Raw genomic sequence first — 23,252 nt, 5'->3', positions numbered from 1 at the left:
GGTATTCAGTCCCGCGTCGTCAGAGCGGCGCTGATCAGTGCCGCAGCGTCAGCCGGGCGCGCGCCCACCTCCAACCGGAAGGTCGGCACCGCATTGACCACCCCGGCGATGGTCGCCAGCCGGCGTTTCTGCATCGGCAGCAGCCCGGTCATACCGGTGCGGACGTTGTCCACCGCCAGTGCCACCATTGCGTCAGTGCCGGCCATGGCGACGAGCCGGCTCTGGCTTCCGGCGGAACGCGCCAGGTGCAGAAGGGCCGCCACCGGCCGGGCGGATGCGTTTTCCACCCGCACGATCGCTGCCAGCCTTTCAAGCGAGACGGGCTGTTCGCCGTTGCGATCCCAGGTCTGGCCAAGGCATGGCGCAACCTGCGGGATCATTTCGGCAGTCTTTCGGTGGATCTTGACGGCGCGCGGCAGACCCCAGGCTACGACCTTGCCCGAAGTGGCATTCACGATCATGGCGTCGTCGGAGCAGAGGCCAAAGCCCTGAGTTGCCAGCGCGAGCGACGTTGTGGTCTTGCCGGTGCCGCTCGGAGCATGGATCAGCACCACCGCATCGCTGTCCGGCAACGTCAAGCCGGCAGTGTGCAGCATATGCTGGCCACCGGCGTCGAGCGCGGCGTCGAGCACCAGCATTGCCGGTGTCCACGCGGCTTTCGCGCCAGGGCGGATCCGGAGTTCGGCCCATCCCGCCACGCCGTTGATGGCAACGGTCTGACGCCCGGGAAAGACCAGATGGATGATACCACCATCCTCGAACATCCGGCAGGGACCATCCTCCGGCACCTCGCCATCGAAGACGAGGGATCCGTTGGGTGCCTCGTCCAAGGTGTCTGTCTCGGCGATCTCGAGACGAAAGTCCGGCTCGACGGGTTCCGCGATACGCAGGCTGCCCAGCATCCGGTCGAAATCCTGCCACAGCTCTGGGCGCTCGGCCGATATGCCAAGGATCAGGCCGTCGAGGCCATAGCAGGCTGAAGGTCTGGTCAAGCGGGACGCGCCTTTACGGCATCGGCATGATGACGATAGATTTCGACCATGCCGGGAAGCTTGTCGCTGACCACCGGCCTGCCATCGAGGCAGACCCAGCAATGCGCTGCCAGGCGCTGCGCTTGCATCGACTGCGGATCGACGCCGAAGCGCAGGTCCGGATCGAAGCCGGCCAGGCGCAGGAAACGATGACCTAGCAGACCCTCCCTCAGGCACCTGCGGTCACGCATCAGCCAGGGACGGCGGACGGCGCGGTTGACGCTGGCGACTATGTAGGCGGACGGCAGACCGCGATAGGGCGTCGACGAGGCGAGCGGCGCCCATTTGAGCACCTCCTCGAAGCTCCGGTTGGTGACAAGGACCGGCATCAGTCGCGCGCTTGCCCAGAGATGGCAGCGAAACAGAGCGCGCAGGAGCGGGCCGTCAGCCATCAAGCACCTGGCGCGGCGAGGATACCTTCAGAGATCAGATCCGTGGCCAGTGCCGCCATGTCCTGATCGAGCGTCCCCTTGTCAACCTCGAACTCCTCGCAAAGCAGGTCGACGATCTGGTCGAGGTTGCGCGCGCCGTCCACCTTGTCGAGAAAGGCTTCGGTCGTGCCGTTGCATGTATAAAGCTGGCCGCTGCGCGCCAAAAGCACGACTGCGCCATCGCCCACATGCTGCACCGAGGCATCCTCGGCCAGCCGCAGAACGGTTCCAGAGACTATTTCCACCACGCCCCTCCAAGCCACGCTCATCCCGGAAATCAGATAGCGCGGAGGTGGAGCGCTGTCTATCAGCCGATCATGGGAGCCCAGTGCACGGACCAACGGCTTTGCTGACGGATTCTCCGCGCCAGTCGCGTTAGAACCTGCTCGGTTGCGTCTTCCCGGCCGCACTCGTCCCAGAAATAGTTATCGATGAAACGTGACAAGCAGCGGGCCTGCCGGCAGCGGACGTTGCATTTCTTCCCCTAAGTAAGGTAAAACCTGTCCGGGTGTTGGGGAGATTGCGTATGCGTTACAATTGGGAGCGGGCTCCGACGAGCTTCGAACGTCACAGAAAAGCGCTGGCTACAGCCATTTTGATCGCTGGCGGCATTGGCCTCATGCTTGTGGCCCTGCCGATCTAGAAACAACCTTCAGACAGAGCGGCTGCCGGCGCCTGGGCGTGACCTCTCAGCGTGGCTGCCCGGTCACCGCGAGGAAGCGGCGATCGCGCCCCTCGAAACCCTGGCTGAAACGCTGCACCAGCACAACGATCACCGCCGGCTTGCCGGCCGGGGTGAGTTCGTAGGATTCCGACAGGCTGTAGGAGGTCGGGCAGTTTCTTGAGCCCGGCACGGTCTTGTCCTCGTGCAGGATCTTGATCGGCTTGCCGTCCTGGCCATGCAGCGTCAGCCGGAAGCCGAGCGCCTTGCCTGCCTTTTCACCTTGAAGTGCCTGGTCACGCTGCTGTGTCGTTGCGAAACTCGCCGAACAATCGCTCGTGCTGGCCGCCAGGATTTCGTCGAGCTGGATGGTCGAAATGCCTGTTTCGCCATGGAGCGGCGACAGCCATTTCTGCGACACCTGCTCGAGGCGAGAAATATCGTTGTAGGCAACCGTTTCGCCCGGAAACGTGAACTTGTCGGAAGCCGCCTGCTCGGCTGGGAATGTGATGGCATATTGGGCGAGAATGGGCGCCGCCTGAGCGGCGGCCTGCGCCCTCGCCTGCTCCAGCGTCAGTGTCGCCTCCTCCGTCTCGTCGACGACGAGGATCGGCTTACCGCCAACGAGCTGATCCGTGCGGGTATCGATGATGTCTATCTGCGACCAGCCAGAGTCCGAGGCGCCGGCGTCGAGCGTTCCATATTGCTCGAAGGCGAAATAAGCGCCATCCGGCGAAAAGCCGATGATGTGCCGTGCCGCGGCATCGCCAGCCTGAGCGATTCCAGCGGAGATCGCGAGCACGACACCCATGACCAATGGGAGCGCAAGGCGCCCGATGATCCGCACAGCAGCAAACATCCCCACTCCAATCTCGTATCGCAATTTCATAGCTGCTTGCCCCCAAGCGCCAGGTCGATATCGGCCGTACAATGGCGTGCATTTGCGGCCAAGGGTAGAGCGCGCTATCTGGAGGGAAGAAAATCATTCCTGGGGAGGTATGGATGGCTTCACGCTATCACGAGGTCTATGAAGGCTGGAAACGCGACCCGGAACGCTTCTGGGCGGACGCAGCCGGCGCCATCGACTGGTATTCGCCCTGGAACAAGGTGTTCGACGCCACGGCTGGCGTCTATGGCCGCTGGTTCACCGGCGCCACCTGCAACACCTGCTACAACGCCATCGACCGCCATGTCGCCGGCGGGCGCGCCGACCAGATCGCACTGATCCATGACAGCGCGATCACGGGAACGATCAGGAAGTTCACCTATGCCGAGTTGAAGCGCGAGGTGGTTGCACTCACCTCGGTGCTGAAGAACCGTGGTATTCGCAAGGGTGACCGCGTCATCATCTACATGCCGATGGTGGCCGAGGCGGCCATCGCCATGCTCGCCTGTGCCCGCATCGGCGCCGTGCATTCGGTGGTCTTCGGCGGCTTTGCCTCGCATGAGCTTGCCACCCGCATCGACGATGCCAGGCCGAAGCTGATCATTTCGGCATCCTGCGGCCTGGAGCCGGGCCGCGTCGTTGCCTACAAGCCGTTGCTCGACAAGGCGATCGAGATCTCCCGCCACAAGCCGGACGCCTGCCTGATCCTGCAGCGCGACCAGTTGCGCTGCGAGTTGAAGGAGCATTTCGACATCGACTACGCCGATGCCGTCGCTCGCGAACGGGCAGCGGGCGCCAATGTCGATTGCGTGCCGGTGCTGGCCACCGATCCGCTCTACATCATCTACACATCGGGCACGACCGGCCAGCCCAAGGGCATCGTGCGCGACAATGGCGGCCATATGGTCGCGCTGAAATGGACGATGGAAAACGAGTTCGGCGTCAAGCCGGGCGAGGTGTTCTGGGCGGCGTCCGATGTCGGCTGGGTGGTCGGCCATTCCTACATCGTCTACGGACCGCTGCTGCATGGCTGCACCAGCATCCTGTTCGAAGGCAAGCCTGTCGGCACGCCCGATGCCGGCACCTACTGGCGGGTGATAGCGGAGCATGGTGTCGTAGCCCTTTTCACCGCACCGACCGCGTTCCGCGCCATCAAGGGGCAGGACCCGAAGGGCGAGTTCATTGCTAAATACGACCTCTCGAGGTTCCGCACGCTGTTTCTTGCCGGCGAGCGCGCCGACCCGGAAACCATCAAATGGGCGGAGCAGAAGCTGAATGTGCCTGTGGTCGACCATTGGTGGCAGACCGAGACCGGCTCGCCGATGACGATCAATCCCGCCGGCCTTGGCCTGCTGCCGGTGAAATACGGCTCGCCCGGCGTGCCGATGCCCGGCTACGACATCCGCGTGCTCGACGATGCTGGCCATGAGGTGCAGCGGGGCACGCTGGGCAATGTGGTGATCAAACTGCCGCTGCCGGCCGGCTGCCTGCCGACGCTTTGGAATGCCGATCAACGGTTCCGCCAAGCCTATCTCGACGAGTTCCCCGGCTTCTACAAGACGGCGGATGCCGGCATGGTCGACGAGGACGGCTACCTCTACGTCATGGCTCGCACCGATGACATCATCAACGTCGCCGGCCACCGGCTGTCGACCGGCGCCATGGAAGAGGTGCTTTCGGCCCATCCCGATGTCGCCGAATGCGCGGTGATCGGCATTGCCGACGCCATGAAGGGCCAAGTTCCGCTGGGCTTCGTGGTGTTGAATGCGGGTGTGACGCGTGACGTCGGCCTGATCGAGAATGAAGTGGTCGGCCTTGTGCGCGAACGCATCGGCCCGATTGCCGCCTTCAAGACGGTGGTGACGATCAAGCGCCTGCCCAAGACGCGTTCGGGCAAGATCCTGCGCGGCACCATGCAGAAGATCGCCGACAAGGAAGAATGGACCATGCCGGCGACGATCGACGATCCGGTCATTCTCGACGAGATCACTGCCGCCTTGAAGGAACGCGGAATCGGACTTTGAGCCACTGAAGGGTGGGCCGCGGACGACCTTTTCGATCGGCAAGCAATACTTTTATTGTGCGACGCAGCAATGCACCCTAAAGTCGTTCGCGGGGGGACATCGACAAAGGTCGCATGGCTCAGCAGAAGATTACATTTGGTGGCGTAGACATCCTGCGCTTTCTCGCCGCCGTCATGGTCATGGTCTACCACTATGGCTTCTGGGTGTGGGCGTATCCGGACGGTGTTTCGGCGCGCGCGACGGGCGGCGTTCCCCCGCAGCCGGCAATAGGCGCCTGGGTCGAATCCGGCTGGGTCGGCGTCCAGATCTTCTTCGTCATCAGCGGTTTCGTCATCGCCTTCAGCGCCGAAAGGTCGACACCCCTGCAGTTTTTCGAAGCAAGGGTGAAACGGCTGGCGCCGGCGGTCTGGATCTGCGCACCGGTCACGGCGGTGGTGCTGCTGCTTGTCGGGCTCAGTTGGCCGACCGATGCCGTCATCAGGCTCCTACGCACCGGCCTGTTCGTTCCGTACGCGCCTTGGGTGGACAGCGTCTACTGGACGCTGGGCATCGAGATCGCCTTCTATGCCATCGTCTGGATCCTGCTCAGCTTTGGCCGCTTCCATCTGATGGAGATTGTGGCCGTCGCCATCGGCTTGGTCAGCACGCTGTTCTGGTGCCTCTACTATCCGCTCGGCTGGGCCGATCTTGCCGAAACACGCACACTCGACCTGCTGCTGGTGCATCACGGCGTTTTCTTCGCCACCGGCGTCATGCTGTGGCTGATGCGCATCAAGGCGGTGACAGGCGCCCGACTTGCCTTCTGCGCCCTGTTCCTGGCCGGTGGTGTGCTGCAGATCGCCAGTTCAGTCGACGTTCATATCCTGAAGGTCGGGCGGGATATGCCGTTCGCGCCGCCGATCCTCATCTTCCTCATCGGCATCGCGCTGATGGCATGGTCGCTGCGGCTCGACCTCTCCTGGAGCGGCTGGCGCCGGATCGGGCTGCTGACCTACCCGCTCTACCTGCTGCACGATGTCGTCGGCGCGGCCCTGCTCGGCATCCTGGTTCGCGCCGGTCTGCCACATCTGTTCTCGATGGCGGTCGTCGGCGCGACGATGATCGCGGCAAGCTGGCTGGTGGCGATCGAGGCCGAACCACGCATCCGGCTGCTGCTCGACCACACCGTTTTCCGTTATCGGCTCAAGGCAGCCTGACGACGATCCGGCAGACCGGGCCGGCCGCCGACCTAAAGCATGTCGCGCCTGAGCGATTCAGGCCCGCTTCAGGCCTTTGTTTCCACAGATCGTTTTCCCAAGACCGAGCTCATTTCTGAGCGACATGCATTGCGGTCCCGACCCGGCGGGGCTGCATTTTCCACGATTGCGGAATTCTCCGTTTCGGGCATGATAACAGGCACTTATGCCTTCCGTATGAGAGCTTGCCTCGAGACGCCCTGCACGTGAACCTGTTCCAGCGAAAACCCCGCATCGCGGCGCGTGCGCGCCTCGATATCGACATGCAGGACGCCGTCGTCTATGCGATCGGTGACGTGCATGGCTGCTACAAGGAACTCCGTGCCCTGGAGCAGAAGATCCTGCTCGATTCGCTTCGCTTCCAGAGCCGCAAGATCATCGTCATGCTTGGCGACTACATCGACCGGGGGCTTCAGTCGGCGCGGGTGCTGGATCACCTCCTGGCGCCGCCGCCGAAAGGGTTTCAGCGCATTTGTCTTGCCGGCAACCACGAAGTGGCGATGCTGAACTATCTCGACGGAAATCTGTCCCGCGAGCCCTGGCTGGCGACGGGCGGCCTGCAAACCCTGTTTTCCTATGGCATCGATCCGGCGCGCCTCGCCAGCCTCTACGGGAGCAGCGCGCAGATCGACCGACGCATAAGGGAGATCATTCCAGATGATCACGTCAGCTTCCTGCGCGGGCTGCCGATCATGGTCCGTTCGCGGAAGTTCGTGTTCGTCCACGCCGGCATCAGGCCCGGCGTCGACCTTGCGGCGCAAACCGACCACGACCTGGCCAACATCCGTTCGGACTTCTTCGAGGCAACGCACCTGCTCGACCGCTGGGTGGTGCACGGGCATACTCCGGTGGACGTCCCGAAGCTCGAAGGGCGCCGGCTCGGCATCGACACAGCCGCCTTCCAGAGCGGACGCCTGACCGCCGTCAGGATCGCCGACAAGCAAGGCAGGCTGATCTTCTCTTGACGCGCATCGATATTCAGGTGTGCTGACCTGAAGATCGATACACTTCAGAGAGGGTCCACTCGCGCAACGGTCGACGTCACACCGGCGCCTTGCCGCGCACTTCCGACTTTTCCAGATAGTAGCTCGAATATTTATCAAAGAATTTTTCCGAGCCGCCGAACGATCCGTATTTGGCCAGTTTCTTCAAATCGACCTTGTTCAGCACCGCGCCGACGATCTTGTTGGCGACATAGGGTTCGGATTCCAGCATCGACCTGACCATCGCGCGCGGGGTGCGCCCCCACTCGGTGACCAGGACAAAACCGTCGACCAACGGCGCGAAAGCCTTGGCGTCGACCACCGGTCCGAGCGGCGGCAGATCGACGACGATGTATTCGAACGTCTCCTTGGCGTTCTCGATGAAGCGTCGCATGCCGGCCGAGGAGAGAAGTTCGCTGGTATGCGAGAAGTGACCGCGCAGCAACGCCGGGATGATCGCCAGCTTCGTCTGCCTGTCGATCTTGCCGACGGACTGCCAGGTCTGGCCACTGACCACCGCTTCCATCAAGCCCTGCTCGGTTTCCATGCCAAGGCCCCGGCTGAGGCCGGGATTGCGCAAGTCGCCGTCGATCAGCAGCGTCTTGGAGCCATTGGCGGCGAGCAAGCCGGCGAGATTTGCCGCGACCGTCGACTTGCCTTCGCCGGGAAGCACCGAGATGACGCCGATGACGCGGCTGCCTTGCCCTTCCATCACGACGTCGAAGGCGATCTTGGCGCTGCGCAGCGTTTCGGAGAACATCGAGGCTGGAGAATCGATGCTGACCCGCATGCGCGCCCGCCTTTCGGCCGCCGACAGCGATTGGGTGGTCTTGGCGTCTACCTGGGTCTCGCCCGGCTTTTCGTCCTTGCCGAGCTTGCCGCCGATCGTCGGGAGATAGCCGAGGAATTTCAGGTTGACGCGGTCGCGCACGTCCTCGCCGGTCCTGAAGAAGCGTTCGTTGAACTCGTTCAGCCCACCAAAGCCGGCGCCCATCAGCAGGCCAAGCACCAGCGAAAGTCCGAGCACGACGATGGTGCGCGGGCTCGAGGCCGCCATCGGCATCGACGCGTCGGAGATGATGCGGATCTTGCCGACAGGGAAGGATTGCTGTTGCGCAGCTTCCTCATAGCGGCCGAGGAATGTCTGATAGAGCGTGGTGAGCGCCGTCGCCTGCTGATCGAGTTCACGCAGCTTGACTTGCGTCTGGTTGTCGACGGAACTCTTGCCCTGTGCGGCCGCGACGTTGGCCCGGAGCGCGGTCTCGCGTGCCTGCGCCACCTCATATTCGTTGCGATAGCTTTCGGTCAGCTGCTTCAGCTCGCCGAAAATCTGCGTCGATATGTCGGCCTTCTCCTTGGAGAGAGCCACCGCCTGCGGGTGCTCGGGGCCGAAATTCGCCTCGACGTCCTGCAGACGCTTGGCCACCGTGAGGTAGCGGGTCTTGAGCGCCGATATGACCGAGCTGCTCGGCTGGTCGCTCGATATGGCGGCATCCTTGAAGGCGTTTTCGGAGCCGCTGTCGACAATGGCTTTGTACTGCTGGTAGCGGGCGCTGGCGCGCGCGGTGTCGGCCTGCGCCACGATAAGCTGGGCGTTGAGGTCGGAAAGCTGCTTGTCGCTCATCAGCTGGCCATCGCTGTTGGCGGCCAGCCCGTGTTCGGCCCTGAATTTCTCAACCGCAAGCGAAGCTGCCTGCGAGCTCTGGCGCAGCTCCGTCAACCGGCCCTGGAGCCAGACCGCAGCCCGCTCGGTGGCATCGAAGCTGGCGTCGAGCTGATCGGCGAGATAGGCATCGGCGTAGGCCTTGGTGATCGCGTTTGCCAAAGCCGGGTCCGTCGCCTGATAGCCGAGCGCGATGACGTAGCTTCGCCCGATGCGTTCAGCACGGATCTCGTTCTGCAGTTTGAGGATCGCGTAGTCGCGGCGCGACGTGGCGATCAGCGCATCGCGGGCGGCCGGGTCGAGCTTGCTGAAGTCAGTGCCACCCGGCATGGAAGAGTTGGGGCGGACATACTGGATCAGGCCGCGGATGAGGCCTATGCCTTGGGCAAGCGCCGACTGGGGCGGATTCATGAATGTGTCGTTCTGGTCGAGCTTCAGCTTGTCGACGACCACGGCGGCAAGCCGCGTCGAGGTCAGGATCTCGATCTGGCTCAGGATCGCCGAATCGGTCTGCATGGTTGTCGACGTCGCCGAAATGTCGTCGACGATTTTGTTCAAGCCCTCATCGATCAGCACGCTGGCGACCGACTGATATTTAGGCGGCGTCGTCTGCAAATAGAGCAAGCCCAGGAAGAGACCGATGACGGCACACACGGCAACCACCTTGGCCTGCCGTGCGGCCATGCCAAGCAGCCGCTCGATATCGATGAAGTCTTCGCCGTCTCCTGCGTCCGAATTCGGCAATGGCATCCTCTTGTCGAGAGGAAAGTTGGCATAATTCATCTTCGGTCCAATTCTAGAGCCGGTCCATCGCAATGGACTCTATCTCACTGTTTCAACATGATCTTTTCCGGAAACCGGGACCCACTTTCCGGGATCATGCCTTGGCTTGCAGGCGCCTCGAAGATCGGGAGCATCGCCAGAAGCGAAGCAAGCGTCGTGCCAGACGGCGAGAACCTGCCGGCCCCTCTTCGCCGGCCATCTGACCATGCTCCCGAAAGATGGGCATTATGCGGCTTCTTCCTGGCGTTCATGCGACCGGACGAACTCCTGAAGCATCTCGAAAACCGGACCCTTCATGTCGTCGCGCGCCAGCGCGAAGGCGATGTTGGCCTGGATGAACCCTTCCTTGGAACCGCAGTCGAACATGCGACCCTTAAAAGGCTGGGCGAAGAACGACTGATCCTTCGACAGACGAACCATGGCGTCCGTCAATTGAATCTCGTTGCCGGCGCCGCGCTGCTGATTGCCCAGAAGCGCGAAAATCTCGGGCTGCAGGATGTAGCGGCCATTGATGTAGAAATTCGACGGCGCATTGGCCGGCGCCGGCTTCTCGACCATGGCCGTCACCTCGAAACCGCCACCGATCTCGGCGCCACGGCCAACGATGCCGTATTTGTTGGTCTCGCTCGGTTCGCAACGCTCGACGGCGATCACGTTGCCGCCCGTGCGCTCATAAAGCTCGACGGTTTCGGCGAGGCATCCGCGCCCGCCGAAGGACACCATGTCCGGCAGCAGCAAGGCGAAGGGCTCATTGCCGATAACCTCGCGCGCGCACCAGACGGCATGGCCGAGGCCTTGCGGCGATTGCTGGCGGATGAAGCTGGTGGCACCGGCCACAGGCAGCATGCTTTCGAGCGCCTCCAACTGGGTCTTCTTGCCGGTCTGCTCCAGGGTGCCGATCAATTCCGGATGCAGGTCGAAATAGTCCTCGATCACCGCCTTGTTGCGGCCGGTCACGAAGACGATGTGCTCGATGCCCGCCTCGAAGGCCTCGTCCACCGCATATTGCACGACAGGCCTGTCGACCACGGGAAGCATTTCCTTTGGCATCGACTTGGTCGCCGGCAGGAATCTTGTTCCAAGCCCCGCCACCGGTATCACGGCCTTCCTGATTTTCTTCATCGCAAATTCCTTCTGAGGAGATCGACTTCAGTCCATTCACAGGCCACGAAAAATCCCTCCATGTGCCTGCATCTTCACCTCCCCGCCCCAACGGCAAATTGTGCCGCCATTCTTCGCAACCGCACGGCGATCGGCATGCCCATATGCCTGACCGCCGCCGGGTCGCTGAGCGCTGTCCGGATCGCCTTGAGCGGGGACCGCGCCTTGATGTGCTGTACCAGTGACAGAAACGATGCCGCCTTGCGCAGGCTGCGGCCGCGCCGGGCGAACGCGGCCTGCGCGGCCTCATCCATCCGATGGGTTTGAGCGAACACGGCATCCGCCCTGCGCATCGCTTCGACGTGGTGAAGCTCGAGCACGCGCGAGATGGAGCCGCTGCGGATATGATAGGCATAGCCGATATCGGGCTCGACGACGCATTTTCCGCCCCTGGCCAAGGCGCCGGCAAACAGGATGTAGTCTTCGCCGATCCTCAGCTTTTCGTCGTAGCGAAGCCGGTTTTCGTTCAGGAACGCGCGCTGGAAGATCGGCTTGAGGTAGCCGAGGTTGAACTTGGATTCGAAGACGACGTTGCCGGCGATGTAGGTGGCCAGCGAAATCTCGCGCAAGCCTTCCAGATACTGCCGCGGAAACATCGCGTCCTCGATGACGCCATCCTCGCGAACGACCTGCAGATTGTCGACGGCGATCTGGGCATCCGCGCTTTCGGCACGAGCGATCATGGCCGCGAGCCGGCCGGGAAGGACCGCGTCGTCGGAATCGAGAACCGCGATCCATCTGCCGCGGGCGGCGTCGAGGCCGGCATTCCTGGCGCCGCCAGGGCCGCGGTTGCTGGCCAGGGCGACGACACGGACGATATCCCCGGGGTAGGCCCGCGCCACGTCGAGCGTCGCATCGCGCGACTTGTCGTCGACGACGATGATTTCGACGCTGACACCCTTCTGGGCGATGGCGCTGGCAATCGCCCGATCAAGGGTCGCCTCGGCGTTGTAGGCGGCAATAACGAAGGAAACATCCGGGACAGAGCTGACGTCAGGCTGCACGTTTGCCTCCCTCCTGTGGCGACGGCTGGCCATAGAGGCGAATTTCGCGGATGCCGACGAGGCCGCTGACGACACCAACATGCATAATGCCGCGCAGCACGCTGCGGTTCCTGCGGACTGGACTGACGACGACCGGAAGTGCCGAGGCGAAGCAATAGATGGCCTTTGCCGAGGCCAGGCCGACCTGCTTGACCAGGCCGATGCCGCTGGCGCTGCTGCCCAGGAGATGGCCATGCGTCTGGCCGACGCGGAAGCGGCGGCGGCCGAGCCATTCGAATGCCGCCCTTGAGCGCGGCACCACCTCGTCGACCCACGCCTCGGGCGCGAAGGCGATGCGGCCGCCGGCCTTGTGCATCTGGTCGAAGAATTCGGTGTCCTCGCCGCCGGTCTGGCCACGCGCCAGGCTGAAGCGGCGGCCGCGCAGGCTGTCCGAGCCCATCCGCAGCAGAACATTGCAGGTGTAGCCGGTGCGGATCTCGCCGCGTACCCAGACCGGCAAGGTCGAATGGAAATCGCCGCGCCGCATCCAGTCCGGCGCATCCGGGCGATAGCGCGCCCTGACCGGGCCGAGCACGACGGCGACACCGCTTTGCTGCGCCATCGCGACCAATTCGGCGAGCCATTGAGGCGTGGCCGTTTCGTCGTCATCAATGAAGGCGACGAAATCCGCTGTGCTCGCATCGAGGCAGGCATTGCGGGCGATCGAGATGTTGCGCGCCGGGGCATGCCGATAGTGGATCGGCACCGTCAATTCCCGCGACAGCGCCGCCACCAGGTCACGGGCCGTCGGGGTGTCGTCATTGTCGGCGACGATAATGCGGATATCGAATCCCGCCGGCATCTCCATCGCGTCGAGCGAGCGCAGCGTGTCAGCCAGCTCCGGCCGGCGGAACGTGCAGACGCCGATGTCGATGCTGCGGTTCTTTGCCGACACCGCCATCAGGCCACTCCGCGTCGCGAGCCGAGGCCGAGAAGCTGCAGCCAGAAGCCAACCGACCAGCCAAGATGCATGACCATGGCCGAGACACCGGCCAGCGCAACGTCAGCCTTGCGCTGGCGGATAGCCGTCACCAGTCCGTAGCCCAGGCACACTGACACCCACAGCAACAAAGGCACTGCCGCAATCCAATGCACGAAGGAGAAGGCCGCAAGAAGAACCACCGGGAAGACCGCCAGCGGCACCATCTGCCGGATCTTTGGGATGACGCGGTGCTTCAGCACATTCTTGGCACGCCCGCGACCGTAGCCGAGATACTGGAAATAGAGGCCTGAGAGCGAGGCGCGCGGATAGTAGACCATCTGCGTCTTGCCACTCATCCAGATCTTGTAGCCCGCCTTGCGCAGGCGATAATCGAGCTCGGCGTCCTCGTTATGGCTGAACGCTTCGTCGTAGCCGCCGACGGCGCCGAATGCCGATATCCGCATCAGTGCATGATGGCCGTGATCGATCCACTGTCCCTGCGAAAGATGCCGATGCTTCGAGCCGCCGGTGCCGAGCTTGGAGTTCTGCGCCGCGGCGGCCGCCTTCTGCACGGCACCGCTGCCGCTGGTCAGCATCGAAACGACAACCGAATCCGCGCCCGTGGCCAAGGCTTCCTCGACCAGCCGGTCGCAATAATCGTCGGGATAACCGCCATGCGCATCGATGCGGATGAGATAGTCGACACCATCGCCGAAGGTACCGACGGCGAGATTGATCGCCGCGCTCTGGATGCGCCGCTTGTTGTGGAGCAGGATAACCCGCGGGTCCTTGGCAATCACATCCTCGACGATGGAAAGCGTGCCGTCGGTGCTGCCGCCGTCGGCGACGATGATCCGGGCGCCAAGCCGGGCGGCCGCGGGCCGCAATTGATCGAGCAGCGCACCGATATGGGCGGCTTCATTCAGGCACGGAACGACGATCAGGCTGGATGAGGGTTTGTCCGTCTGCGTCATCAAGCTCTGTCCATCTTGCCTCTGTCCATCCTTAGCCATCCTATGCCAATGCCTCGGCGGCAAAGGAGCCGGGCACGGCCGTCAGGCTGCGCAGCCGCTCGACAAGCGCCCGGCAATCGCTGCGATCGTAGCTCCAGGTCCTCGGATTGCGGGCCAGAACGCGCTCCTTCAGCCTGGCGAAGCGATGCTCTTCCATCTTGCCGAGCACGGCTTCGAGCGCTTCGGGCGACGCCTGCGGCAACAGCACGCCGATATCCTGCTGTTTGAGGAACCGCCCGGTCTCGGTGTTGCCCATCGAGATCGGCACCGCTCCGAAACGGCAGCCTTCATAGAGCCGGTTGGGCAGAAGCCATTCGGAGTTCTGCCCCGCCTCGAAGAAATCGATCGCCCACGAAAAATGGACATGGTTGTAGATCGCCGCCATGTCTTCCGGATTGCGGTAGGGCCCGAGAAACGACAGCCACGGCTCGGCTTCGACAAAGCCGTGAAAGTCAGGGAATTCCGACAAAGCCGGACGTCCGCGCAGCACGATCTCGAAGCGGCCCTCCATGCGGCGGGAGAAATCGGCCAGCAACTCGAGTGAGCGTCGGCAACGCAGCGCACCGAACCAGCCGATCCGCCATGGCGGACCGACCGGGCTCTCTTCAGTCTGCGGAGCGCCGGGCAAGATCGTCGCGGCCTCGAAATATTTGTTTTCGACCAGCTCGATGGGTGCCGCGACCTGGCCGAACGGCTTGAAATAATTGGCGATAAAGGCAGGAGAACTGGTCACCAGCAGCTTCACATCCCTGGCCAGAAAGCGTTCGGTGGCGCGCAGCGCCTTGCCCAGGACATCGTTGCGCAGCACAAGCCGATGAATGTCGAGGCACTCGTATACGATCGGAACCGATGCACCGAAGGCTGACCTGGCGCGGCGGGCAAGCGCCAGCATTTCCAGGTTGCGCGCGATGATGATATCCGGTTTTGGCATGCCGCCCAGCTTCGAGCCTATCGAAACGGCTGCTTTGGCCACGGCCGCGAGGCGTTGGCCGAATCGCCCGTCACGCGTCGCGCCGAGGTCGATCGGGCGCAGTCCCTCGATATCCGCAATCGGATTCGCGGTGCGACGGAAGCCGGCCAAAGTGACCTGGGCCCCACCTGCCCTGAGCATCGTGATCCGCCGGCGCACCGCCGGGTCGGAAACGTCGTGCACAAGGTACAAGACATGCAGCATAAAAACTCGACCGCTGTTGGCCCACCCGAGGGAATGCTAGTACAGGTCTTGCTGCATCGCAACATTTTTGGTGCGGCGGTCCACGTTTTCTGTTGCACTGCAAAATTATTGCCGTAGTTTGTGGTCGGCGGCGGTCGTGGATTTTCGGGCTCGGAAATCCACGTAAAAAATCAGGAATCCTGAATTTGGAAGCCAATGCATTCGATCCGCCAGAAGGCTCCTTGCGCAAATCGATTGGGCGCGGCGCGGTTGTCACGGCCATGGCGCAATCGGTGCGGGTCGCGACACAGATCCTGTCCGTCATCGTCTTGTCGCGGTTGTTGTCGCCACAGGATTTCGGCGTCGTGGCGATGTGCGCGCCGGTGCTTGCCTTTATCGCCCTGTTCCAGGATTTCGGCCTGACCCAGGCGACGATCCAGAAGTCGGGCATCCGGCATGAGGAGGTGAACTACCTCTTCTGGATCAACGTCGCGGTCAGCGCGATCCTGGCTTGCGTGCTTGCGGGTGCGGCGCCGCTGGTTGCCGCCTTTTACGGCGAGCCGCGCGTGACGGGCCTGGTGGCTGCGTTCGGGCTGCAGATCATGGCCTATGGGCTGGGCGCCCAGCATCTGGCGCTCTTGACGCGCCGCATGCAGTTCGGCCGGCTGGCCGTCGTCGACGTCGCCAGCGCCATTGCCGGGCTTGCGGTGTCGATCGCCTGGACCTTTATCGATCGCTCCTATTGGGCCCTGTTTGCCGGCACGCTGACCGGTGCCGTGCTGCCGACGCTCTGCTATTGGGCGAGCTCGCGCTGGCGTCCGGGCCTGCCGCGCAAGGTCGCCGGCATCGGCGAGCTGATTAATTTCGGCGCCGGCATCACCGGCTTCAACTTCGCCAATTTCTTTGCCCGCAACCTCGACAATGTGCTGATCGGCAAATATTGGGGCGAGGCGCAACTCGGCCTCTATGACCGCGCCTACAAGCTGCTTCTGTTTCCGCTGAGCCAGATCACCAACCCGCTGTCGAAGGTGATGGTTCCGGCGCTTTCGAGGCTGAAGGATGAGCCGGATCGCTACCGCAGCGCCTATCTGCGCGTCATGCCGCTGATCCTGCTGGTGGCGCTTCCCGGCGTCGCCTTCGCCACCGCGATGTCGGATGTGCTGATCCCCTTCGTGCTCGGCGAGCAATGGCGCGCAAGCGCCTCGATTTTCCTGGCGCTCGGCTTTGCCGGGCTGCTGCAGCCGCTCAACAATCCGGCGGGGTGGCTTTTCGTCAGCCAGGGCCGCTCCGGCGATTTCATGCGCTGGGGCATCATAACGGCCGTGACGTCGGTGCTGGCCTTCATGCTCGGCCTGCCCTATGGCGCGCTGGGCGTGGCGATCGCCTATGCGATCAGCGAATATCTGCGGACGCCGTTCCTGTGGCTCTATGTCGGCAAGAGCGGGCCGCTTCAGGCGCACCATGTACTTCGAGCGGCAACGCCGTTCGTGCTTGGCGCCCATCTGGCACTGGCCGGCATCTGGTTCATCAAGCCAGCGCTGCCGCAGCAGCATGTCGTCGCCCTGGCCAGCGGCGCCGTGCTCGCCTACCTCATCACCATCGTCATCGCACTGGCATTCGCCTCCGGCCGCGAAGCCTTGCGCGAGGCCCTCAAGATGCTGCCGGCAAGGCTGCCTGCGGCGGCGGCGCGCGAAGCGCAATAATTTGGGCGTCTTCGACTGCTACCGACATCTCCTCCAGGACCAGGTCTGAACCATGCACTACCGATCGATCTCCGATATGAACGACGCCATCGTCAGGGGCCTGCACCGGCTGCCGCGCGACATCGACCTGGTGGTCGGTGTGCCGAGAAGCGGCGTTTTGGCAGCGACGCTGGTCAGCCTTGCCGCGAACATCCCGATGACCGATCTCGACAGCTTCCTGGAAGGGCGTATCTATACGTCTGGCGTCACCAAGCGCCGTGCCGCTCTCGACCGCAAGGTTTCCGAGATGCGCAAGGTGCTGGTGATCGACGACAGCGTCGCCGGCGGCAACGCCATGCGTGACGCACGCGCCCGCATCCAGGCTGCGGGCATCAAGGCGGAGTTCACCTTTGCCGCCGTGTTCGGCCTTGAGCCCCAGCACCAGGAAACCGACCTCGTCTTCGAAGTCGTGCCGCATCCGCGCATGTTCCAGTGGAACTTCATGCATCATAAATTTCTGGCGCAATGCTGCGTCGACATTGACGGCGTGCTGTGCCTCGATCCGACAGAGGCGGAAAACGACGACGGCCCGGCCTATGAACAATTCCTCAGCGAAGCGCGGCCGCTCCATGTCGCGACCCACAGGATCGGCTGGCTGGTCACCAGCCGGCTGGAGAAATACCGCGCGCTCACCGAGGCATGGCTCGCCAAGCATGAGATCAAATACGACCAGTTGATCATGCTCGATCTGCCGAGCAAGGCGGAACGGCAACGGCTCGGCGCGCATGGCAGTTTCAAGGCCGATTTCTACCGCAAATCCGATGCCATCCTGTTCATCGAGAGCGAGCACGAACAGGCGCTGAGGATCACCGAACTGTCAGGCAAGCCGGTGCTGTGCGTCGAAACGCATATGGTCAGCTTTCCCAACACGCTGTCGCTGCCGGCACTTAGCCAGGCGGCCAGAAACCTGCCGGCAAGGCTGCGGCAGATCAAGTCGCAAGAGGGCCGCAAAAGCGCCGCCAAGACCATTGCCCGCGCGCTGCTTGGCGCCCGCGGCTACGAGACGCTGAAAAGCCGGGTCAAACGCCCGGCCTGACCTGCTCAGGCGGCGCCGTCAGGCCGCCTGCCGCGCGCGTTGCTGCATGGCCCTGTCCAGTATCGAGAAGAAGGTGATGAACTGGCGATCGGGATCGAGTTCCGGGCGCCCGGCGAAGCTGCGGGCGAGGCTGGAAAGCCGGTCATATTCCTGATTGTCGTTCCACAGCCGCCTGACGGCCGCGACCCAGTCGGCCAGCGGTGCATCATAATCCAGCACCACGCCACCGGAGCCAATCGCTTCGGGCAGACCGCCGCGCCGCGAGCCGACAACGGGGATTCCGCTGCAATGGGCCTCCGACGCGACGCGGCCCCAGGCCTCTTCCCACTTGCTGGGAGCAAGCAGGATCTTCGTGCGGCCGTAGACCGTCTTCATGTCGCTGGTGCGGCTCTCCAGGACGACATTGCCCAAGGGAGCGATCGTCTGCTCGATCCGCGCCCGGTGATCGTCGTCGAGCTTCCAGCTTTCGACGAACAGGAATGGAATTTCGCGGCAGGCGCCGGCGATCCGCACCGCGAGCTCGAACCCCTTTTCCTCATAAGGGTTGATCAGCGTGACGAACTGGCCCGTCGTCGGCGTCGAGTAGTGCGCCGGGTTGATGGTTGGCGGGATCACCACCGCCTCGATGCCGAACTCCTGTCTGTAAGTACGTGCGGTGAAGTCAGAATTGGCGATGTAAAGCGCGGAATGCAATTCGCGCAGATCGCCGCCCAGTTCATGGAACTCGACATTGCGGAGATAGACGACCAGAGGCACGCCCTCCGCCTGCAGCGCCTTGCCGATCGGAACCGATTTGTGACACTGGACCACGGCGACATCGGGCTTCAGCCTGTCGACGGCATAGCCCGCTGCTTCCCAGGGAAACCAGGCCCGCACCACCGGATAGCCGGGATAGCTGTCGACAACCGCCGGCTGCCGCAGCAGCTTCATCTTGGCGCGCGCCTTGAAGCCGAAGACACCATCACCGAACAGGGCGGCGAGCACAGCGGCTTCATGACCGTGCTCGATCAGCTGTTCGGCCAGATGATGCGTGCTCGACTGAACGCCGCCGCTGAACTCGGGCGGGTAGCCGTTGCCGCCTGCAAAGAGAACTTTCATGATCGGGCTCCTTGTCGCATCTCGTATTCCTTGCTCGGAGACAACAGGCAAAGTCCGCCGCCTCGCTTTCGACGTCAGGCAAGTTTCGGCGGCTCCAGATTGGCGAAGGGATTGGTACACGATTGCCAGCCGGTAAATCGGATCGGGTCGTTGGGCGAACTGCGCCAGGCATAGTCCGTCAGCATATGGAATTCGGCGACCACCCAGCGGTCGAAATGCACTAGATCTTCCCGCTTTCGCTCGGGCAGCAGGCGGCGTGCTGCGCCCAATTTGAGTTCCTCCACCAGCGTGACGGCGTCGCTTAGTTTTTCGCTTGGAAAGTTCCACGGATTCCTGTTGCGGAACGCCAGCACGAACTGCTGCAGATGCTCGATGCGGATGTTCAACTTGCCAAGGTATTTTTCCAGCGTGACGCGCACCAGATCCTCGTCCGAGAACGAGGAAACGGCGGCGTAGGCGACCCCTGTCGAAACCACTCCGCCAGCCATGACGGCCAGGGCCGAGCGTCTGGAAATCTCGATCATGCGATACCTCCTTTCACGCGATCCGGCTCGCCGCCCGCAAGGACAGCGCTGCCGCGGTCAGGCTCGGGTTGGCGCAGGAGCAGCTCGGATAGGTGCTGGTGCCGACGACGACCAGATTTCTGAGCTGGTGGTGGATCATGCCGCTGTCGATGACCGAATCGGCTGGGCCCGTACCCATCCTCAGCGTGCCCTGGACGTGCGATTCGCTCGGCCGAATGCCGCGGTCGAAGAGCTTTTCGACCGGCAGCGGCGCCAGAAGGCCAGGCAATTTCTCCAGAGCGCGCGCCATGCCCTTCACCGCATAGTCCGATGGCGCCTTGAAGCTGACGAAGGCATTCTCATCCTCGTCAAGCGTGACGAAGTTCTCGGGATCGAGCAAGTCCTCGGTGACCACGACAAGCGGCAGCGCCTGGCGTAGCCGCCCTTTTTCGGCACGCAGTCCGTGCTGCCAGCGGTTCTCGAAATAGACCAGTGCCGCCGCATGCTCCGATCGGTGAGGACCATCATAGAGGCCGAAATTCAGGCCGGTGGTGATGGTGCTGCCATCGAAATTGTCGACGCCGTCCAGATAGACCTCGAAATTCCAGCCGTAGGATTCATGCAGGCCGCTGCCGACGAATTCGCCGCCCAGGCCGGATCGCAGCATGATCGCCGCGCTCTGGATGGCATTGGCGCCGAGAATGAAGAGATCGCCGCTGACCTGGTATTCCTTGCCGTCATGGCGGAACGTGACCGAACGGACAGCGCCGCCGACGTGATCGAGCCGGCGGACTTCCGCACCGAGGCAGACCGAGACGTCGGGATGCTCGAAGACGTGCATCAACCCGTTGTTGACGGTGAATTTGGCGTCGACCGGGCACAGCCAGCAACGCAGATTGGCACAGCACGAGGTGCGTTGTGATGTCGGCAGCCGCGCCCGCGCGGTTGGCATGACAAAGTGCTGGCCGGGCTGCGCCGCCTTCATCACCCTGTCCGGTGTCGACATGCGATGCGGCGGTTGCGGAAACGGCTTCGAGCGGGGCAGCATCGCCGCCATGTCGGGATCGCCGGAGATCGACATGATGTCTTCCGCGTCGCAATAGAACGGCTCGACGTCGTCATAGCTGATCGGCCAGTCATTGCCGATACCGTAGGTGCTTTTCAGCCGGAAATCATTGGGATGAAATCTTGGCGTCTGCGCGAACCAGCAGTTCGTCCCGCCACCCAGTCCGATCGTGTAGTTCCACGGCTTGTTGGAATTGGTCTTGTAGGTCGTTTCGTCTTCGATGTCGGTGTTGACGTTCTGCTCGAGCTGCCATTCATGGGTGTTGTGGCGCCCCCACTCCAGCACCAGAATGCGTGCCTTTCGGCGCTTGGCGAACTCGTGCAGGAAGAAGGCCGAACCGAAGCCGGAACCGATGGCTACGAGATCGAAATGATCCTTGGTGATTTGCTCCGGCTTTACGTCCAGCACCATCGGCTACAACTCCACACAGAAATACGCGCTCAGTCCCAGCGCCCGCAGGCCATGTGCGGACCGGTATTGCATCCGTCTGCCAGGGCCTAGTCTCATGCCGCCATTCTGCCGATCGAGTGATATTCGATGCCGTGGCGGGCGATGACCTTGGGGTCATAGAGGTTGCGGCCGTCGAAGATGACCGGCGTAATCAGCGCATCCTTTACCGCGTCGAAGGACGGCGCGCGAAAGCTCTTCCATTCCGTGGCGATCAGCAGCGCATCGGCACCGCGCAGCGCTGCCTCCTTAGTGCCGCACAGAAGCAGGTCGTCGCGCAACCCGTAGATGGCCTGGCATTCCTGCATCGCCTCGGGATCATAGGCCTGCACATTGGCGCCGGCCTTCCAGAGCGCTTCCATCAGGACGCGCGCCGGCGCCTCACGCATGTCGTCGGTGTTGGGCTTGAAGGCCAGGCCCCAGAGCGCAAAGGTCTTGCCTTTGAGGTTGCCCTTGAAATAGCGGTCCACCTTGTCGAAGAGAACCGATTTCTGTGCGTTGTTGCGCTCCTCGACGGCGCGCAGCAGCTTGGCGTCGAATTTGACGCCTTCGGCGGTCTTGATCAGCGCCCGCACGTCCTTGGGGAAGCACGAACCGCCATAACCCAGACCCGGATAGATGAAATGGTAGCCGATGCGGGGATCGCTGCCGATGCCCTTGCGGACCTCCTCGATGTCGGCGCCGAGCTGTTCGGCCAAATTGGCCATCTCGTTCATGAAGCTGATCTTGGTCGCCAGCATACAGTTGGCGGCATATTTGGTGAATTCGGCGCTTCGCACGTCCATCACGATCATCTTCTCGTGGTTGCGGTTGAACGGCGCGTAGAGTTCGCGCATCACAGCCTCGGTGTCCTCGCTGTCGGTGCCGACGATGATGCGGTCCGGCTTCATGCAATCGGCGACCGCGGACCCCTCCTTGAGGAACTCGGGATTCGAAGCGACATCGAAAGCCAGGTCCTCGCGGCCTCTTTTCTTCAACGTGTCGGCAATCCTGGCCTTCACCTTTTCGCAGGTGCCGACCGGCACCGTAGACTTGCCGACGACGATCTTGGGTTTGTCCATTTCGCGGCCGATGGTCTCAGCGACGGCCAGCACATATTTGAGATCGGCCGAGCCGTCCTCGCCCGGCGGCGTGCCGACCGCGATCATCTGGATCTCGCCATGCCTGACAGCGGCGGCGGCATCGGTGGTGAACTTGATGCGGCCGGCGGCATGGTTTTCCTTAACGAGGTTTTCCAAACCGGGTTCGAAAATGGGAACCAGGCCCTGGTTGAGCCGCTCGACCTTGGCGCCGTCGATGTCGACGCACACCACCTGGTGCCCGACTTCGGCAAGGACCGCAGCCTGCACGAGGCCGACATAGCCAATTCCAAACACCGTCAAATTCATTCGGTTTCATTCCCATGCAAGGCAGCGGACCGTTTTCGGTCCCGCCGGTTCAAATCGACTTTCCCAACTACTTTACACTGCATGCCAGCGATTCCGGAAATTGACAGGGTTCGCCGAGCGCCGTGAAGGCAACCCGCTCGATCTGCAGGGAAAGCTTGCGGCCCGGATCCGCGAACGCTCCCATCCAACCCTTCATCGTATCGCTGCCCCAAAAGCTGAAGAATATCTTCTGTGCATGGCTGGGCAGCTTCGCCGGGTCGGTAATCGTGTTCACCAGCTGGCCGTTGACGTACCATCGCAAGCTGTCCTTCTGCCAGACGAAGGCGTAGTCGTTGAAGGCGTTCTCCGTGCCGCCAGGCACGTCGACCAGCTTCTCGTTCTTGCCCTTGCCCGCGATATAGGCATTGACCTGCACCTTGGAAGTGTCCTTGGTCAGCACCTCGAAGTCGATCTCGTCCCAGGGCTGCTTGTCGCTGGGACCGATATAGGTGAAGAACGCCGCGTTGAGGCCGGAGCCGGTATCGGTCTTCAGCCGTGCCTCATAGGTGCCGTAGCCGAAGCGCTGCTTGGTCTGTATCTCGCCGCAGACGTAGTCGCGATCCTTCAGCGTCTGCTTTTCGAAGCCGAGCGACAGCACATTATTCGACAGTTCGACCATGCCTTTCGACCAGGTGCAATTCTGATGGCTGCCGTTGTTCCAGCCGTCGGAAACATACCAGCGCGCGCGATCGAAGCTTTTGAAATCATCGACGAAGGACGGCGATGTCGGAATTTCCTGGGCGTAGGAAGGGGTTGCCAGGAAACCGCCGAGAGCAGCCAGCAGCAACGCACCGAGCGACCCCAGCCGTCGCCAGGCGGCTTGTCCGGTCCGATATGCGAGAGGCGGCGCGTCAATTGCCGTCGTAGGTTTCGGATTCGACTTCATATCAAACTCACCTTTGCGCTGTGTGTCCCCAACCCAAAGTCGACGTGCGAACCGCTCC

General features: G+C 62.7%; 20 protein-coding genes. 5 read left to right on the top strand and 15 right to left on the bottom strand.

The window, feature by feature from the left end; genetic code table 11:
* Positions 1-5 precede the first annotated feature (5 nt).
* From AC0L24_RS11800 to AC0L24_RS11785, 4 genes are all read right to left on the bottom strand, one after another.
* Positions 6-992 (bottom strand): phosphoenolpyruvate carboxykinase (ATP), encoded by a 987-nt coding sequence (locus AC0L24_RS11800; protein WP_127808135.1) that lies wholly within the window; start codon positions 990-992, stop codon positions 6-8.
* Positions 989-1,423 carry a lasso peptide biosynthesis B2 protein gene (locus AC0L24_RS11795; RefSeq protein WP_127808136.1) on the bottom strand — a complete coding sequence of 145 codons (435 nt, stop codon included), beginning with the start codon at positions 1,421-1,423 and terminating at the stop codon, positions 989-991. Before AC0L24_RS11795 ends, AC0L24_RS11800 begins: the two co-directional genes overlap by 4 nt.
* The gene (locus tag AC0L24_RS11790) at positions 1,423-1,707 is read right to left on the bottom strand and encodes a PqqD family protein (RefSeq protein WP_013528093.1); all 285 of its coding nucleotides are present in this window, start codon (positions 1,705-1,707) and stop codon (positions 1,423-1,425) included. Before AC0L24_RS11790 ends, AC0L24_RS11795 begins: the two co-directional genes overlap by 1 nt.
* 444 nt (positions 1,708-2,151) lie before the next feature.
* The gene (locus AC0L24_RS11785) at positions 2,152-2,982 is read right to left on the bottom strand and encodes a DUF2259 domain-containing protein (protein ID WP_245481813.1); all 831 of its coding nucleotides are present in this window, start codon (positions 2,980-2,982) and stop codon (positions 2,152-2,154) included.
* Positions 2,983-3,125: 143 nt separating this feature from the next.
* Between AC0L24_RS11785 and AC0L24_RS11780 the strand changes: the two genes are divergently transcribed.
* The 3 genes from AC0L24_RS11780 to AC0L24_RS11770 all read left to right on the top strand — a co-directional run bounded on the left by AC0L24_RS11780 (position 3,126) and on the right by AC0L24_RS11770 (position 7,233).
* Positions 3,126-5,033: a propionyl-CoA synthetase gene (locus AC0L24_RS11780; protein ID WP_127808137.1), complete on the top strand. Its 1,908-nt coding sequence runs from the start codon at positions 3,126-3,128 to the stop codon at positions 5,031-5,033.
* Positions 5,034-5,146: 113 nt separating this feature from the next.
* A complete protein-coding gene (locus AC0L24_RS11775; RefSeq protein ID WP_127808138.1) occupies positions 5,147-6,229 on the top strand; it encodes an acyltransferase family protein in 1,083 nt (360 codons plus the stop codon).
* A 245-nt stretch (positions 6,230-6,474) separates the two neighbouring features.
* Entirely contained in the window at positions 6,475-7,233 is a 759-nt protein-coding gene (locus AC0L24_RS11770; protein ID WP_127395428.1) for a metallophosphoesterase family protein, read from the top strand.
* A gap of 76 nt (positions 7,234-7,309) precedes the next feature.
* Here the strand turns inward: AC0L24_RS11770 and AC0L24_RS11765 are convergent, their stop codons facing one another.
* From AC0L24_RS11765 to AC0L24_RS11740, 6 genes are all read right to left on the bottom strand, one after another.
* On the bottom strand, positions 7,310-9,697 hold the full coding sequence (locus AC0L24_RS11765) for a polysaccharide biosynthesis tyrosine autokinase (protein ID WP_473563729.1): 2,388 nt from the start codon (positions 9,695-9,697) through the stop codon (positions 7,310-7,312).
* A 225-nt stretch (positions 9,698-9,922) separates the two neighbouring features.
* Entirely contained in the window at positions 9,923-10,819 is an 897-nt protein-coding gene (locus tag AC0L24_RS11760) for a UTP--glucose-1-phosphate uridylyltransferase (RefSeq protein WP_127269746.1), read from the bottom strand.
* Between the two features lie 74 nt (positions 10,820-10,893).
* Positions 10,894-11,862, bottom strand: coding sequence for a glycosyltransferase family 2 protein (locus AC0L24_RS11755; protein ID WP_127808139.1), 969 nt, complete (start codon positions 11,860-11,862; stop codon positions 10,894-10,896).
* On the bottom strand, positions 11,852-12,802 hold the full coding sequence (locus AC0L24_RS11750) for a glycosyltransferase family 2 protein (RefSeq protein WP_127321007.1): 951 nt from the start codon (positions 12,800-12,802) through the stop codon (positions 11,852-11,854). Before AC0L24_RS11750 ends, AC0L24_RS11755 begins: the two co-directional genes overlap by 11 nt.
* Positions 12,802-13,797: a glycosyltransferase family 2 protein gene (locus AC0L24_RS11745; RefSeq protein WP_127808140.1), complete on the bottom strand. Its 996-nt coding sequence runs from the start codon at positions 13,795-13,797 to the stop codon at positions 12,802-12,804. The genes AC0L24_RS11750 and AC0L24_RS11745 overlap by 1 nt, the downstream gene beginning before the upstream one ends.
* 40 nt (positions 13,798-13,837) lie before the next feature.
* A complete protein-coding gene (locus AC0L24_RS11740; protein WP_127808141.1) occupies positions 13,838-15,010 on the bottom strand; it encodes a glycosyltransferase in 1,173 nt (390 codons plus the stop codon).
* Positions 15,011-15,195: 185 nt separating this feature from the next.
* Here AC0L24_RS11740 and AC0L24_RS11735 point away from each other — a divergent pair, with 185 nt between their 5' ends.
* Complete coding sequence (locus AC0L24_RS11735) at positions 15,196-16,692, top strand: lipopolysaccharide biosynthesis protein (RefSeq protein WP_473563728.1); 1,497 nt, start codon at positions 15,196-15,198, stop codon at positions 16,690-16,692.
* Positions 16,693-16,744: 52 nt separating this feature from the next.
* Positions 16,745-17,767 carry a phosphoribosyltransferase family protein gene (locus AC0L24_RS11730; protein ID WP_473563727.1) on the top strand — a complete coding sequence of 341 codons (1,023 nt, stop codon included), beginning with the start codon at positions 16,745-16,747 and terminating at the stop codon, positions 17,765-17,767.
* An 18-nt stretch (positions 17,768-17,785) separates the two neighbouring features.
* On the opposite strand, the gene AC0L24_RS11725 is transcribed toward AC0L24_RS11730, so the two are convergent.
* From AC0L24_RS11725 to exoK, 5 genes are all read right to left on the bottom strand, one after another.
* Complete coding sequence (locus AC0L24_RS11725; protein ID WP_127267654.1) at positions 17,786-18,865, bottom strand: glycosyltransferase; 1,080 nt, start codon at positions 18,863-18,865, stop codon at positions 17,786-17,788.
* Positions 18,866-18,939: 74 nt separating this feature from the next.
* Entirely contained in the window at positions 18,940-19,389 is a 450-nt protein-coding gene (locus AC0L24_RS11720; protein ID WP_127267655.1) for a hypothetical protein, read from the bottom strand.
* Between the two features lie 13 nt (positions 19,390-19,402).
* Positions 19,403-20,845: a GMC oxidoreductase gene (locus AC0L24_RS11715; protein ID WP_127808143.1), complete on the bottom strand. Its 1,443-nt coding sequence runs from the start codon at positions 20,843-20,845 to the stop codon at positions 19,403-19,405.
* 92 nt (positions 20,846-20,937) lie between these two features.
* Positions 20,938-22,269: a UDP-glucose dehydrogenase family protein gene (locus tag AC0L24_RS11710; protein WP_127808144.1), complete on the bottom strand. Its 1,332-nt coding sequence runs from the start codon at positions 22,267-22,269 to the stop codon at positions 20,938-20,940.
* 67 nt (positions 22,270-22,336) lie between these two features.
* Positions 22,337-23,194 carry an endo-1,3-1,4-beta-glycanase ExoK gene (gene exoK, locus AC0L24_RS11705; RefSeq protein WP_127808145.1) on the bottom strand — a complete coding sequence of 286 codons (858 nt, stop codon included), beginning with the start codon at positions 23,192-23,194 and terminating at the stop codon, positions 22,337-22,339.
* Between the last annotated feature and the right edge of the window lie 58 nt (positions 23,195-23,252).

The sequence above is a fragment of the Mesorhizobium sp. WSM4809 genome (genome assembly GCF_055811655.1).
Note: the sequence above shows the minus strand (reverse complement) of the source record. Positions and strands in the feature narration are given on the sequence as shown.

Coding starts and splice junctions, on each gene's coding strand:
- AC0L24_RS11795 (WP_127808136.1), bottom strand. CDS start 1,423: ATGGCTGACGGCCCGCTCCTGCGCGCTCTGTTTCGCTGCCATCTCTGG.
- AC0L24_RS11785 (WP_245481813.1), bottom strand. CDS start 2,982: ATGTTTGCTGCTGTGCGGATCATCGGGCGCCTTGCGCTCCCATTGGTC.
- AC0L24_RS11780 (WP_127808137.1), top strand. CDS start 3,126: ATGGCTTCACGCTATCACGAGGTCTATGAAGGCTGGAAACGCGACCCG.
- AC0L24_RS11775 (WP_127808138.1), top strand. CDS start 5,147: ATGGCTCAGCAGAAGATTACATTTGGTGGCGTAGACATCCTGCGCTTT.
- AC0L24_RS11765 (WP_473563729.1), bottom strand. CDS start 9,697: ATGAATTATGCCAACTTTCCTCTCGACAAGAGGATGCCATTGCCGAAT.
- AC0L24_RS11760 (WP_127269746.1), bottom strand. CDS start 10,819: ATGAAGAAAATCAGGAAGGCCGTGATACCGGTGGCGGGGCTTGGAACA.
- AC0L24_RS11750 (WP_127321007.1), bottom strand. CDS start 12,802: ATGGCGGTGTCGGCAAAGAACCGCAGCATCGACATCGGCGTCTGCACG.
- AC0L24_RS11745 (WP_127808140.1), bottom strand. CDS start 13,797: ATGACGCAGACGGACAAACCCTCATCCAGCCTGATCGTCGTTCCGTGC.
- AC0L24_RS11740 (WP_127808141.1), bottom strand. CDS start 15,010: ATGCTGCATGTCTTGTACCTTGTGCACGACGTTTCCGACCCGGCGGTG.
- AC0L24_RS11730 (WP_473563727.1), top strand. CDS start 16,745: ATGCACTACCGATCGATCTCCGATATGAACGACGCCATCGTCAGGGGC.
- AC0L24_RS11725 (WP_127267654.1), bottom strand. CDS start 18,865: ATGAAAGTTCTCTTTGCAGGCGGCAACGGCTACCCGCCCGAGTTCAGC.
- AC0L24_RS11720 (WP_127267655.1), bottom strand. CDS start 19,389: ATGATCGAGATTTCCAGACGCTCGGCCCTGGCCGTCATGGCTGGCGGA.
- AC0L24_RS11715 (WP_127808143.1), bottom strand. CDS start 20,845: ATGGTGCTGGACGTAAAGCCGGAGCAAATCACCAAGGATCATTTCGAT.
- AC0L24_RS11710 (WP_127808144.1), bottom strand. CDS start 22,269: ATGAATTTGACGGTGTTTGGAATTGGCTATGTCGGCCTCGTGCAGGCT.
- exoK (WP_127808145.1), bottom strand. CDS start 23,194: ATGAAGTCGAATCCGAAACCTACGACGGCAATTGACGCGCCGCCTCTC.